Genomic DNA, 13,121 nt, shown 5'->3' with positions numbered 1-13,121 from the left:
TCGAGCGAGCCTGACGGCGCCCGGCACAAAGAATATCAGACGCGCGGGGCGATTGGTCATTCGCCAAGGTTCAAATAGTACCTTGTGTGCTTCAGTTCCCCTTCCTTGCGAAGGGCTCCTAACTCGACCAGTTCTGCGAGATCGCGAGTGGCCGTCGCGGGGGCTGCGTCGGTGATGGTCCGGTAGTTCGCTGCGCTCAGCCCGCCCCTGAAGCCGTCCGGTCCTTCGGCGAACATCCGGATCAGGGCTTTCTCCTGCCGTGCGTTGATCCGACTACGGAGACGGTCGAGCAGCTTTGCCTTGGCCAGGAGGAAATGAACGCGATCCCGTGTGCGCTGCTGGGCAGCAAGCGCGATATCGGAGGACCATTCGAGCCATTCGTCGATCCGGTTCGACAAACTCGCCCGTTGAAGCTGGGCATAATAGTCCTTGCGGTGGCGCTGGATGGTCTCTGCGAGAGCGGTAATCGCAGGCGTATCGAGCCCTTGGGCCAGAGCCTTTTCCGCAATCGCGCGGCCCAAGCGCCCGTTGCCATCTTCGAAGGGATGAATGGACTCGAACCACAGATGAGCAATACCGGCTCGCGTCAATGCGCTTACCGGTGAAGGGCCCTCCGGCCCGGTATCGTTGAACCAGGCAATGAATGCGTCCATCTCGCCTGGCACCGCTTGCGATGGCGGCGCCTCGAAATGCACCTTCGGCGCGTGCAGGGTTCCCGATACGATCTGCATGGGATCGGCATGTGTTCGATATCGGCCTATGTCGGCGAGGTCCCGCCTGCCGTTCAGGAGCAAGGCGTGCCAATGGAACAGCATGGCATCGCTGACCGGCTCGCGATAGCTGCGGAAGAGGTTCGTCATGAGCTCGGCAGCGCCCGCCTCGGCGGCATTGGCGCGGCGGTGGTCGGCCTTAATTCCTAGGTGCTTCGCGACGGACGATTGCACGCTCGCGCGATCGAGGATCTCTCCCTCAATTGCAGAGCTATCGACAGCTTCCTGTGCCATGAGTTCGATGGAAAGGTTCTGACGATCGTCGGCATCGAGGTGGGCCATGACACCGACCAGAATACCGGCACCCTTCAGGAACTGGTCCTCACGGCCTCTCAGACGCGTCGCGTCATAGGCGAAGTTAGGCCAGTCAGGTTGTTGCCAGTTCCAACGCATGATCGATAGCACTCCTTTCTATCGATCAGATATCGGCAATATCTGATTTATAAAAGATGTTCCCTATCGCTCAAAACAGGCATCCGGTCGGATGGGAGGCCAAGCGCCACTCGCTAACGACGGCAACGAATCGGCGACGCGAAGTCAGCGATCTGGAGCTTTTGGGACTCGAACCTCATGATCAAAAAGTTATAGGGTATCGACGAGGGTATCGGTTGATGATGTCATGAAAAATGACTATTTCTCAACTCACTAGCGCGATTTTCGAGTCCTTTCCTGCCGATCGTCCAGTCAAGTCCACGCGCGTTCATCAGCGCCCAGATATCGAGTGATTTGAAGTGCTTGGGTCGGTCCAATGATGACCTTCTGAGGCATCTCAGTTCATTGTAGCAGTCGCCAACCGCGATCAGTAGTCGGCGATTCCGATCCGACTACCTTGCGGTGGACGCACCGCTCCTTGAGCGCATCAGGAAAGTCGAGATCGCGTTGGCAACATCACTCGCATGCGTTTCCAGCGCAAAGTGGCCCGTATCGAGAAAGCGCACCTCCGCCGCTGGAAGATCGCGGCGGTAGGACTCGGCCCCTGCCGGAAGGAAGAACGGGTCGTTCTTGCCCCAAATCGCCAGCAGCGGCGGCTGATATTGACGGAAGTAGGCCTGGAAGGCGGGGTAGAGCGCGACGTTGCTGGCATAGTCGCCAAATAGGTCGAGCTGGATCTCGTCCATATCGGGCCTTGCCATGTACCAGCTATCGAGCGCGCTGCCGTCCGGCGAGAGGGCGCCGAGGTCTGGCACGCCGTGTTCATATTGCCAGCGGATCGACGCGGGCGTGAGCAACTCGCGCAGCGCCTCACGATTGGCAGCGCTGGGATCGCGCCAGTAGCGCTGGATCGGGTCCCATCCCGCGCTCAGGCCTTCCTCGTAAGCGTTGCCGTTCTGCGAGATGATCGCGGTGACGCGTTCCGGGTGCGCCATGGCAAGACGGAAGCCGGTGGGTGCGCCATAGTCGAAGACGTAGAGTGCGTAGCGGTCGAGCCCGATCACTTCGGTAAAGCGCCCGATCGCGCGGGCCAGCGCGTCGAAGCTGTAGGTGAAGGCGTCGCGTGACTTGATCTCGGACAGGCCAAAACCCGGCAGGTCGGGTGCAACCAGATGGAAGCGGTCGGCGAGCAACGGGATCAGATCCCGGAACATGTGGCTGGAGGATGGAAAGCCGTGGAGCAGCAGCAGCGCCGGCTTGGCGCGGTCGCCGGCCTCCCGGTAAAAAATTCCGTGACCGTCGACGTCGACCGTCTTGTAGCGAATGGTTGTCATATCGGTTTCCTTGTCCTGGAGCGCCGCCCGGCGCGGCCGGGCGGCGCGTTAAGTCAACCTTGGGCGACCATGGAGCGGGCGACGTCGGCGGCGCTGATGCCCTCCAGCGCGAGCCCATAGCCGGTGCCTTCGTCGATCAGCCGCCGGAGCGTCTGGGTCAGCGCGATGCGGGTGTAGCGGCCGGTGAGCGGCGGCAGGGCGGCGATGCCGTCGGCGATCGCATGGGCGCGGGCGAGCAGGCGATCGGCGGGCACGATCTCGTTCACCACGCCATAGTCCTTTGCGGTCTCGGCATCGAGCACCTGGCGGGTCAGCAGGAAATAGCGGCCGCGGACCGACCCGATCACGTGCGGCCAGAGGACATGCATGCCGTCACCCGGCACGATGCCGAATTCGAAATGCGGCTTGTCCTGAAACACGGTTTCGGGCGTGGCGAGGATGATGTCGGTCAGCAGCGCATATTCGCTGTGGAGCAGCATCGGCCCGTTGAGCGCCGTGATCATCGGCACCTCGATGTCGAGGATGTTGGACAGCACCTTGCGGCCCTCGCGCAGGATCTTGTCGTAGCCCTGGGGGCTGAAGAAGTCGAAGCCCTCGGGGTCGATCGCGTCCATGAAAGCATCGCCCGTTCCGGTCAGGATCACCGCGCGGTTTTCGCGATCCTCACCGATCTGGTGGAACAGCTCGACGAACTGCTCATGCGTATGGCCGTTGAAGATGAGCTTTCCGCCCTCGGTGTGCAGCGCGACCTCGAGCACGCCATTGTCCTTGCGGGTCAGGCGGGCGTTGCGGAAGGAGTCGCGATAGGTGTCGAACTTGGCCATGATGCTGATCCTCGATTTTCGAGCCCCCGGAAGCGGCGGCGTGAGGACCAGCTAGGCGGTTCGAGGGCGCGACGGACGATAGCGCAGGGCGATAAGGCTTATGCCATACCGGAATAGCTGCCCGCCATTGCGGTTTCCACGAAGCTCGCGAACTGCCGCGCCTTGGCACTCGCCATCCTCCCGGCCGGGAATACGGCCCATAGGTCTATCGGGGGCAGCGCCCAGTCGGTGAGCACCCGCCTGACCGCGCCGTTCGCGATTTCCGGCACGAACATCCAGTCGGAGCCGATCGTCAGACCCATGTCGGCCAGCACCGCCGCGCGCAATCCTTCGGCCGCGCTTACCCGCACACGACCGCGCACGGTAACCGATGCAACCGTTCCCTCCCGCGTGAACGACCACATGTTCGACAGCTGACTGTAAATGATCGTCTCATGCTCGGCGAGGTCAGCGGGCGTGTGCGGCTCTCCGGCGCGCGCGAGGTAGCCGGGGGTGGCAAACACCGAGCGACCGCCCGTCGCCAGCTTGCGTGCGACTGCGGAAGAGTCAGGCAGCGCGCCCATACGAAGCGAGATATCGATCCCCTCCGCGACCAGATCGATGACGCGATCGTCGAGGATGACGTCGATCTCCAGTTCGGGATGTTGTTCGAGGAAGCGGGGTAGCAGCGGGATTATATGAAGCCGCGCGAAGGTCGTCGCCGCCGAAACACGCAGGCATCCGGACAATCCGGCCCCCGCGCCGCGCGCGGCAAGCTCGGCTTCGTCTGCCTCCTGAAGCGCGGCCTTGGCACGCTCATAGAAGCGTTGGCCGGCCTCGGTCGGCGTCAGCCCATGGGTGGAGCGGATCAGTAGGCTCACCTGCAGCCTACCCTCGAGCTGCGCGATCGTCTTGGACACAGCGGGCTGGCCGACATTAAGCTGGCGCGCGGCAGCCGAGAAGGAGCCGGTCTCCACTACCCGCACGAGGGTCAACATTGCCTGATATCGATCCACGCCATTCCTCCTTGGAATGAGCGTTATCGCTCAGGCCCTGCTGCCGTGTCGAGCGGGATAGAGGCATTTGTCCTGCGCGCTTTCGGATGGACCGAAGCGATAGGAGCGCCAGATCATGATGACATGGCTGATACGGACCGCCGCGGCGCCTTCCGTGCTCGACGGCCTGCTGACCTTTCAGATCACCGGCAGCCCGATTCCGGCGCTTGTCGCGCTGGCCGCACCGATCCTGCGGGCCCGTCTACCTCTCAAGGAATATAACCATGTTTGACGTCTACGCCTTCGCTACCCCCAACAGCATCAAGGTGCCGATCGCCCTGGAAGAGCTCGGCCTTGATTATGCCCTCCACGGCGTCAATGTGCGCAAGGGCGAGCAGAACGCGCCCGACTTCCTGGCGCTCAACCCGAACGCCAAGGTTCCGGTGCTGGTCGACCCCGACGCGGAGAACGGACGTCTAGTCCTGACCGAATCCGCCGCCATCCTCGTTTATTTGGCCGAGAAGACCGGCCGCCTGCTGCCCACTTCGGGCGAGGGCCGGGCCCGTGTCTTCGAGCAGCTTTTCTTCCACGCTTCGGGCCTCAGCCCGGCCTTCGGTCAATCCGGCTTCTTCCAGCGCTTCGCCGCCGAGCCGCAGCCGATCGCCATCGAGCGCTTTTCGAACGAGGTCCGGCGCACAGCCGCCGTTCTTGATGGCGTGCTGGCAACGCGCCGCTTCGTCGCCGGGGACACCTTCACGATCGCCGACATCGCCCATTTCGGCTGGCTGTGGCGCCGCGAGTTCGCCGGCGTCGGGCTCGACGACACTCCCAATGTCGCCCGCTGGTACGACGAAATCGAGGCGCGACCTGCGGTTCAGCGCGCCATCGCCCGCGTGAACGCACTTGTCCCTGCCGCCTGAGCACCAATCGAGGAGTAATCGTCATGTCCAAATTGTTCACGCCGGTCGCGGCCGGTGCGCTGTCCCTCGGCCATCGTGTCGTTATGGCTCCGCTGACGCGCATGCGGTCCGGTCCTGGCGATCGGCCAAACGCGCTGATGCGCGACTATTACGCGCAGCGGGCGTCCCGTGGTGGCCTCATCATCTCGGAGGCGACCCCGATTTCGCGCCAGGGCTATGGCTATGCCGGCGCGCCCGGCATCTACGATGACGCGCAAGTCCTGGGTTGGCGGGCGATCACCGACGCCGTGCATGAGCGGGGTGGCCAGATCGTCATGCAGCTCTGGCATGTAGGACGCCAGTCGCATCCCGACATCCAGCCCAACGGCGAGGCGCCGGTCGCACCGTCAGCCATCGCGGCTGAGGGCTATGGCTATGCCGCATACGGGCCGGTGCCGTTCACGATGCCGCGTGCCCTGGAGCGTGCCGAGATCCCTGCCATCATCGCGGAATTCGGTGCCGGCGCCGCGCGTGCCAGGGCGGCCGGATTCGACGGCGTCGAAATCCACGGCGCCAATGGTTATCTGCCCGATCAATTCCTGCAGGACGGCACCAACAAGCGGACCGACGATTATGGTGGGCCGATCCAGAACCGGGCACGCTTTCTGCTTGAGGTCACCCAAGCTGCGATCGTTGCTTTCGGCACCGATCGGGTCGGTGTACGCCTGAGCCCGAGCGGCACTTACGGTTCGATGTCGGACAGCGATCCGCAAGCGACCTTTGGTTATGTGGCGGCCAAGCTTGACGAGCTGGGTATCGCTTATCTCCATGTCGTAGAACCCCGCATCAAGGGAACGGAGCTGATCGCGGCAAGCGAGCCCATCGCGGTGCGTCACCTCCGTGCGCTCTTCCACGGCACGATCATCGCAGCCGGTGGCTTCGACCGAGCAGGCGCCGAAGCCGTGCTGGAGAGCGGCGACGCCGATGCGGTGGCCTTCGGTCGGGCTTTCATCGCCAACCCTGACCTGCCCGAGCGGCTCCGCCTCGGCCTGCCGCTCACGTCTTACGATCGCGCGACTTTCTACGGCGGCGATGCCCGCGGCTACACCGATTACCCTTTCCATGCCCACGCCGCTTGAACGTCATTCCATGCCGGAATGAGCGATAGTCCTCTCACGCGGCTGCCAGTCCGGCCCGGACTGGCTCATCTTCCCCCTGCCACCCGATACACGGAGACCTGACATGACCCTTCAAGCCAAACTCGACGCCTTCAAGACCGATTTTGAAGCGGGCAAGCCGCCATACAATGTTCCGCCGGCCGTCATCGAAACGATGCACCGCGCAACCGCCGAACTGATCGCCAGCGGTGCCGCCACCCGTGCGCTCAAGGCCGGCGACAAGGCGCCGGCGTTCACGCTGAACGACCCGGATGGCAATCCCGTCTCGTTGGAGGATCTCCTCGCCAAAGGGCCGCTCGTGGTGAGCTTCTATCGCGGGGTGTGGTGCCCCTATTGCAACATGGAACTGCAGGCGCTCCAGGCGGCGCTCCCCGAGTTCGAGAAGCTTGGCGCCAAGCTGGTCGCTATCTCCCCCCAGACGCCGGTGAACAGCCGCAAGTCGGTGCGCCAGAACGAACTGGGCTTTCCGATCCTTTCCGATGCGCACAACGACGTCGCGGCCGCCTTCGGCCTGCGCTTCGCGCTGCCCGATTATCTGGTCGATCTCTACAAGGGCCTGAAGAACGACCTGCCGGCCTTCAACGGCGACCCGAGCTGGACGCTGCCGATGCCCGGGCGCTTCGTGATCGGCCAGGACGGCACGATCCTCTATGCCGAGGTGAACCCGGACTATACCCGCCGCCCCGAGCCGGAGGACATGCTTCCGGCGCTGCGCCGCGCCACGACCGTTTCCGCCTGAACATTGACCCCGGCCGCTGTTGCGGCCGGGGCCTCTCTTGACGGGGTGCCCGATGTCTCGAACCTTCCTCATCACCGGTGCCAGCAAGGGCATCGGTCTGGCGCTCGCGCAGCGGCTGAAACGCGACGGGCATCAGGTCGTCGGCCTTGCCCGCAATGCTAGCCCAGACTTTCCTGGCGTGCTTCTTCCCGTCGATCTCGCCGACACGCAGGCGACCGATGACGCACTGAAGGATCTCACCGGCCGCTTCCGCTTCGACGGCGTGGTCAACAATGTCGGCCTTGTCCGCCCGCAACGGCTCGGCGCGGTCGAACTACCCGCGCTGGAAGAAGTGATGCGCGTCAATCTGCACCCCGCACTTCAGACCGTTCAGGCGCTGCTCCCGGGCATGACCGAGCGACGCTGGGGGCGCATCGTCAACATTTCGAGCCTGACCGTCCTCGGCTCGATCGAGCGCACCGCCTATGCGGCGGCGAAGGCCGCGCTCGTCAGCTTCAGCCGAAGCTGGGCGCTCGAACTGGCAACCACCGGCATCACGGTCAACGCGGTCTCGCCCGGGCCGACCGAAACCGAGCTGTTTCGCGCTAACAACCCGCCAGGCAGCGATGGCGAGCGTCGCTACCTGGCGGGCGTGCCAATGGGGCGTTTCGGCCAGCCTGACGAAATCGCCGCCGCGATAGCCTTCCTCCTGTCCGAGGAAGCCGGTTTCATCACCGGTCAGACGCTGCATGTCGATGGCGGAGCCTCGATCGGCAAGGCCGCGTTCTGACCGCCTATCCAGTTATGGAGAACAGCATGACCAAGCAGACCGTCCTTGTTCTGGGTGCCTCCCGGGGCCTCGGCTTCGCCCTAGCCGAGGAGTGGCTCCGGCGCGGCTGGAGCGTCATCGCGACCGCGCGGGGCAAGTCGGACGAGCTGGCCAAACTCGCCGGCCGTTTCCCAGGCAGTCTGGAGACGGAGACCGTCGACATCAACGACGCCGAGGGCGTCCGTGCGTTGCACGATCGCCTAAAGAATCGCTGTCTTGATGTCTTGTTCGTCAACGCCGGCATTGCGCGCGCGATTGAGGAAAGCCCCGCGACGGCCAGCGAAGACGACTTCCAGGACATGATGCTGACCAACGCCTTCTCGCCCGTGCGCGCCGCCGAAATGCTACGAGACCTGGTGCCTGCCAGCGGGACGATCGCGATCATGACGTCCGAACTCGGCAGCATCGCCAACGCGAATGGCGGCTGGCAACTTTACTCGTCGAGCAAAGCCGCGCTCAACATGCTGATGAAAGGCTATGCGGCGAAGAACGCTGGCGATGGGCACACGCTGCTGCTCGTTGCGCCCGGCTGGGTGAGAACTGACATGGGCGGCAGCGATGCCACACTCTCCATCGAGGAAAGCATTCCTCTGGTCGTCGACATGATTTCGGCCAACCACGGTAAGCCGGGTCTGCGCTATGTTGACCGCTTCAACGAGGAACTGCCTTGGTGAGGCGGTTACACGGGTCGCTGCGCAGAAGCTGCGCGGCAGCGCAATCGCCCTAAGTAGGGCACATGTTGGTTGGGCAAACGCTGTGCGTCGGCTCCCGACGGGCGGCTCGACAGATTAAGATGAACGGCTAGGCAATATCCCACGATGCGAGCGACGTGGCCCAGACAAGGTGTCGGACCACTCTGTCCATCGCCGTCCAGCCTTTTCCACGAATTGAAAGCATGCTAATGCTGCACATGGCGACTTCGTAAGTCTATAATTTGACTGCGAAATCAATCGCTTAGCTGCCCAGCGATCAAGCTCTTCTGGCACTCGAATTCGCTGCCCTTGAATTACGCTGCCTCGACTGCCCGAGCTTCGAATGCGACGCCCAGTCGCTTGCGTACCGCGCCGAAGATGGCCGCCAAATTGTCCATGCTTGGATTGCCTTTCTCCGACAGCATCCGGTGAAGGCTCTTGCTCGGACGGTTGGTCTCGGTGGCCAGCTCCTCGAAACCGACAGAGGCATTGACGAGATCGCGCAGGATCAGCCGTGCCACATGCGGCTCTCCGTTTAGGAACGCGGTCGCCGCTTCGTCGAGCATGGCCTTGGCGAAGGCAGGGTCCCGCGCGGCGCGCTCCTTCACGGTTTCCTTGAAATCGCGGGTCAGAACCATCTCGTCACTTCCTACATTTCCTGGCTGCTGCCTTGCGGGCCTTGTACTCGCCCAACAGCACCTCGGTCCGTTCGATGTCAGACTGCTGCCGCTTTTTTGGTCCCGCCCACGAACAGGATGATGAGTTTGTCGCCATCCCGGGCGAGATAGAGCCGGTAGCCTGGTCCCCAGTCGATCCGATATTCCCCGAGCCCGCCGCCGATCCATTTGACGTTCAACAGATTGCCAAGCTCCAGCCGGACGATGGCGGTCGCCACCTTGGCCGAAGCCTGGAAATCAAGATCATCAAACCATGACCGGAACGGGCTCAAGCCGTCCTCGCGAATTTACTCCTGAACGATCACCTTATCTTCCCTGAAGTAACATATACGTTACCTATTGTCGAGCCGACTTGTCGGGCGGCGCGACGCTGAGCCGGAAAACGAAAGTCCGCATCGACGGGCGAGGGCAGCCTCCGTCGCGAGTGCGAGCCGATTTCTTTCGCGGGCCGATCGATCAGGGCCACAGGGTCGGGCAGGCCATCGCTCAACATGTCGGCCCAGATCACCGCCAACTCTCGCCGGCGCGGCATATAGGCTGCGCGGTTGTAGGCACCCTCGACCTTGTCCTTGGGCACATGGGCGAGCATCAAGTCGATCACCTTGCGGTCATGCGGGTCGCCATTTCGCTCTGCCCATTCGTTCATGATAGTGGAGAAGGCCGCGCGAAATCCATGCGGCACGTGATGCCCATGATAGCCGGCCCGGTTGAGCAGATAGCCGATCGCGTTCTCACTCATCGGGCGGTGTGCATGCCTGTTGCTTGGAAAGACCAGCGGTCCGCCGCCGGTCAGCGGCCATATCGCCCGCAGCACCGCGACCGCCTGCGGGGTGAGGGGGACAAGGTGGTCGCCGTTGATTTCATCCTTCCGGTCGAGGTCTCCCTTCATCCGGGCCGAAGGGATGCGCCATAGCGGCAGTTTCCCATCGAGGTCCTCGAACTCGGCCCATTCGGCGCCGCGTAATTCGCTGGGCCTGACGGCCGTAAGCGCCAGCATCCTGAGGCCGAGCCGCGTGATCGGCCGCGCATTGTCCTCTTCCGCTGCCAGGATCATCTTGCGCAGCGGCACGAGGTCGGTGATCGCCGGCTGCCGTCCCTTGCGCAGTGGCTTGAGCACCGCGCCAAGCTTTTCGGCAGGGTCGCTTTCCGCGATGCCTTGGGCGATGGCATAGACGAATACGGCTGAAATGCGCTGCCGAACGCGTTTGGCGGTTTCGATGGCACCCCGCGTCTCGATCTCTCGCAGAACGCCCAGGATCAAGGGCGGGGTAAGCTGCGCGATCGGCAAGGAGCCGATCGTCGGAAAGACATCGCGCTCGAGGCTGCGGATCACGTCGCTCGCATGGATCGTCGCCCATTGCGCCTTGGCGTTTCCATACCATTCGCGAGCCACGCGCTCGAACGTCTGGCGTCCGGCTTCCAGATTCGCCTCGATCTTCAGCCGTTTTGCGACATTCGGATCGAGCCCTTCGCACAGAATGGAATAGGCCTCGTCGCGCTTCTCGCGAGCATCTGCGAGCGACACGAGCGGATAGGCGCCGAAAGCCATCGTCTTGTTCTTGCCGTCATACTCGTAATTCCACCGCCAGAGCTTTCCACCGCTGGGGGTGACCATCAGGAAGAGGCGATTGGCGTCGGCGAGCTTGTAGGCTTTGGGGCGCGGCTTGGCCGTGCGCACCTTGGCATCGGTAAGCATGGTTCGGTCTCCGAAAAAATACCTCGTTTTTCGACCGCGCGTACCTCGTTTTCGCCCCTCCGATTCGTTGGATGGGCAGGGACGGGCACGGACGGCCGAGGCCGAACCGGTCAGCTAAGCTTCGGTAATCAGGGAGAAAAAGTCGATGGTGGGGGTCCGATACGGACCCCCACGGACATCCAGCTGGCGGAGCGGGAGGGATTCGAACCCTCGATACGGTTTTGCCGTATACTCACTTTCCAGGCGAGCGCCTTCGACCACTCGGCCACCGCTCCGCTTCGCTGGGAGGATCGCCCCCTATAGTGGGTTGGCGGGCTCTGCAAGGCACTGTGTAGCGAAATCCTTCGCATCCGGCTGGTCGACATGCGGGCGCTTGGCAAGCGCGTATTGGCGCGCGACAAGGTCGGATGCACAGCCTGCCGCTCTTCGTTAAGCTTGCCGGTCGCCCGGTCGTGCTCATCGGCGAAGGCGAGGCGGCCGATGCCAAGCGGCGGCTGCTCGAGCGTGCCGGAGCGCACGTCGTTGGAGAAGATGCTGACGCGGCGCTGGCGATCGTGGCGCTGGAGGACGAGGCGGCCGCCGCGGCAGCTGCCGGCCGGCTGCGAGCGCGGGGTTTGCTGGTCAATGCGGTCGACCGGCCGGGCCTTTCCGATTTTACGCTCCCGGCGATCGTCGATCGCGATCCCGTGATCATCGCGATCGCGACGGGCGGGGCCTCTGCCGGCCTTGCCAAGGCGCTTCGCCAGCGTATCGAGGCCTTGCTGCCGAACGATCTCGGGCGGCTCGCTGGCAGGCTGGCGGCCGCGCGCGACGCGATTCGGCAGCGCTGGCCCGAGGCCGCCACGCGTCGGCGGGCGATCGATGCCGGGCTGGCGTCGGGCGGGCCGATCGATCCGCTGCGCGACGGTGCCGCGAACGCGCTCGATACATGGCTGGCCGGCGAAGGGGGCGCCGCTCCCGCTCAACTCGTCACCCTCCGCCTGCGTTCGGCCGATCCCGACGATCTCAGCCTGCGCGAGGCGCGGTGGCTGGCCGCAGCGGACCATATCTATCATCGTCCCGACGTGCCGTCCGCTCTGCTGGTGCGCGCACGCGCCGATGCCGTGCGCATCCCCTGCGATGCTGCCCCCGCAATCTTGCCTCCGGGGCTTTCGCTCGATCTCGACTGGGAGGTTCGATGAAAAGCTGGTGTTACGTGATGGATGCCGGCGGCCGTGCCGTCGCCGTGCCGTTGCGCGAAGCCGAATGCCATCCGCCGGTCGCGCCGTTCACCTGGATCCATCTCGACGGACGCGACGAAGCCAATCTGGTCTGGCTGCGCGAGCGATCGAACATTCCGCGCCATGCCGTCTCGGCACTGACTGCCGTCGAGACGCGGCCCCGCTCCGAGCAGATCGGCGAAGGCGAACTGGTCAACATGCGCGGTCTCGGGCGAACGCCGGAGGACGACCCGGACAAGCTGGTCTCGATCCGTATCTGGGCCGAGCGCGGGCGGCTGATCTCAGTGAGCATGCGCACGCTGGATGCGATCGAGGCGGTGCGCGACAAGATGGAAGCCGGCAAGATCCACGATCCGGGCGATCTCGTCGCCGCTTTCGCGATGGCGATCACGGTGAAGCTCGACGAGGATATCGCCGCGCTCGGCGACGAGATCGACGAATGCGAAACCACTTTGCACGCCGAGCAGGCTTTCAAGATGCGGCGCACCGTGGCGCGCGTCCGGTCCACCGCGATCGCCTATCGTCGATTCGTCGTCCCCCAGCGCCATGCGCTCGAGCAGATGGCGGATGTCGATGCCGGCTGGCTGGAGGAGGATGATCGGCTGCATCTGCGCGAGGCGGCCGATCGTTTCGCGCGCATGGCCGAGGAACTGGAGGCGGTGCGCGAACGATCGGCGCTGATGCACGAGCAGTTGACCGATCTGCGTGCCGAACAGCTGGAGAATCGCACCTTGCTGCTGGCGATCGTCGCAGTGGTCTTCCTGCCTTTGACATTCATCACCGGTCTTTTGGGAATGAATGTGGACGGGATCCCGGGGGCGCACAGCCCCTGGGCCTTCGCGATCGTCGTGCTGTTCTGCATGCTGATGGCGGCGGCCATCACTTACTATTTCATGCGTGCACGCTGGTTCAAAGGGTAGAGTTCCAGATGTGGCTCC

15 protein-coding genes and 1 tRNA gene are annotated in these 13,121 nt (G+C 63.8%); 8 read left to right on the top strand and 8 right to left on the bottom strand.

Features of this window, described 5'->3' with window-relative positions; all coding sequences use genetic code 11:
* Positions 1-56: 56 nt before the first annotated feature.
* From GQY20_RS27575 to GQY20_RS27560, 4 genes are all read right to left on the bottom strand, one after another.
* The gene (locus tag GQY20_RS27575) at positions 57-1,163 is read right to left on the bottom strand and encodes a Fic family protein (protein ID WP_157220386.1); all 1,107 of its coding nucleotides are present in this window, start codon (positions 1,161-1,163) and stop codon (positions 57-59) included.
* A 431-nt stretch (positions 1,164-1,594) separates the two neighbouring features.
* Positions 1,595-2,476: an alpha/beta fold hydrolase gene (locus GQY20_RS27570; protein ID WP_157220385.1), complete on the bottom strand. Its 882-nt coding sequence runs from the start codon at positions 2,474-2,476 to the stop codon at positions 1,595-1,597.
* A 53-nt stretch (positions 2,477-2,529) separates the two neighbouring features.
* Entirely contained in the window at positions 2,530-3,300 is a 771-nt protein-coding gene (locus GQY20_RS27565; protein ID WP_157220384.1) for an enoyl-CoA hydratase/isomerase family protein, read from the bottom strand.
* A 98-nt stretch (positions 3,301-3,398) separates the two neighbouring features.
* Positions 3,399-4,295 carry a LysR family transcriptional regulator gene (locus GQY20_RS27560; RefSeq protein WP_157220383.1) on the bottom strand — a complete coding sequence of 299 codons (897 nt, stop codon included), beginning with the start codon at positions 4,293-4,295 and terminating at the stop codon, positions 3,399-3,401.
* A 115-nt stretch (positions 4,296-4,410) separates the two neighbouring features.
* Here GQY20_RS27560 and GQY20_RS27555 point away from each other — a divergent pair, with 115 nt between their 5' ends.
* The 6 genes from GQY20_RS27555 to GQY20_RS27530 all read left to right on the top strand — a co-directional run bounded on the left by GQY20_RS27555 (position 4,411) and on the right by GQY20_RS27530 (position 8,572).
* Entirely contained in the window at positions 4,411-4,566 is a 156-nt protein-coding gene (locus tag GQY20_RS27555; RefSeq protein ID WP_157220382.1) for a hypothetical protein, read from the top strand.
* Positions 4,559-5,194 (top strand): glutathione S-transferase family protein, encoded by a 636-nt coding sequence (locus GQY20_RS27550; RefSeq protein WP_157220381.1) that lies wholly within the window; start codon positions 4,559-4,561, stop codon positions 5,192-5,194. The genes GQY20_RS27555 and GQY20_RS27550 overlap by 8 nt, the downstream gene beginning before the upstream one ends.
* A gap of 23 nt (positions 5,195-5,217) precedes the next feature.
* On the top strand, positions 5,218-6,312 hold the full coding sequence (locus tag GQY20_RS27545; protein ID WP_157220380.1) for an alkene reductase: 1,095 nt from the start codon (positions 5,218-5,220) through the stop codon (positions 6,310-6,312).
* A 103-nt stretch (positions 6,313-6,415) separates the two neighbouring features.
* Positions 6,416-7,090: a peroxiredoxin-like family protein gene (locus tag GQY20_RS27540; RefSeq protein ID WP_157220379.1), complete on the top strand. Its 675-nt coding sequence runs from the start codon at positions 6,416-6,418 to the stop codon at positions 7,088-7,090.
* A 52-nt stretch (positions 7,091-7,142) separates the two neighbouring features.
* On the top strand, positions 7,143-7,859 hold the full coding sequence (locus tag GQY20_RS27535) for an SDR family oxidoreductase (RefSeq protein WP_157220378.1): 717 nt from the start codon (positions 7,143-7,145) through the stop codon (positions 7,857-7,859).
* Between the two features lie 26 nt (positions 7,860-7,885).
* Positions 7,886-8,572, top strand: coding sequence for an SDR family NAD(P)-dependent oxidoreductase (locus tag GQY20_RS27530; protein ID WP_157220377.1), 687 nt, complete (start codon positions 7,886-7,888; stop codon positions 8,570-8,572).
* Positions 8,573-8,904: 332 nt separating this feature from the next.
* Here the strand turns inward: GQY20_RS27530 and GQY20_RS27525 are convergent, their stop codons facing one another.
* The 4 genes from GQY20_RS27525 to GQY20_RS27510 form a co-directional block, all read right to left on the bottom strand.
* Positions 8,905-9,228 (bottom strand): helix-turn-helix domain-containing transcriptional regulator, encoded by a 324-nt coding sequence (locus GQY20_RS27525; RefSeq protein ID WP_157220376.1) that lies wholly within the window; start codon positions 9,226-9,228, stop codon positions 8,905-8,907.
* Between the two features lie 77 nt (positions 9,229-9,305).
* Entirely contained in the window at positions 9,306-9,539 is a 234-nt protein-coding gene (locus tag GQY20_RS27520; protein ID WP_232476286.1) for a type II toxin-antitoxin system RelE/ParE family toxin, read from the bottom strand.
* A gap of 29 nt (positions 9,540-9,568) precedes the next feature.
* Positions 9,569-10,963 (bottom strand): tyrosine-type recombinase/integrase, encoded by a 1,395-nt coding sequence (locus GQY20_RS27515; RefSeq protein ID WP_157220375.1) that lies wholly within the window; start codon positions 10,961-10,963, stop codon positions 9,569-9,571.
* A 184-nt stretch (positions 10,964-11,147) separates the two neighbouring features.
* Positions 11,148-11,238, bottom strand: a tRNA-Ser gene (locus GQY20_RS27510).
* A gap of 132 nt (positions 11,239-11,370) precedes the next feature.
* Here GQY20_RS27510 and GQY20_RS27505 point away from each other — a divergent pair.
* Together GQY20_RS27505 and GQY20_RS27500 are read left to right on the top strand one after the other, a co-directional pair.
* Entirely contained in the window at positions 11,371-12,144 is a 774-nt protein-coding gene (locus GQY20_RS27505) for a precorrin-2 dehydrogenase/sirohydrochlorin ferrochelatase family protein (protein WP_157220374.1), read from the top strand.
* On the top strand, positions 12,141-13,103 hold the full coding sequence (locus tag GQY20_RS27500; protein ID WP_157220373.1) for a zinc transporter ZntB: 963 nt from the start codon (positions 12,141-12,143) through the stop codon (positions 13,101-13,103). The genes GQY20_RS27505 and GQY20_RS27500 overlap by 4 nt, the downstream gene beginning before the upstream one ends.
* The last annotated feature ends 18 nt before the right edge of the window (positions 13,104-13,121 follow it).

Origin of the sequence: Flavisphingomonas formosensis (genome assembly GCF_009755815.1) — a bacterium.
Taxonomy (GTDB): Bacteria; Pseudomonadota; Alphaproteobacteria; order Sphingomonadales; family Sphingomonadaceae; genus Flavisphingomonas; species Flavisphingomonas formosensis.
This window is presented reverse-complemented; position numbering and strand designations above follow the sequence as displayed.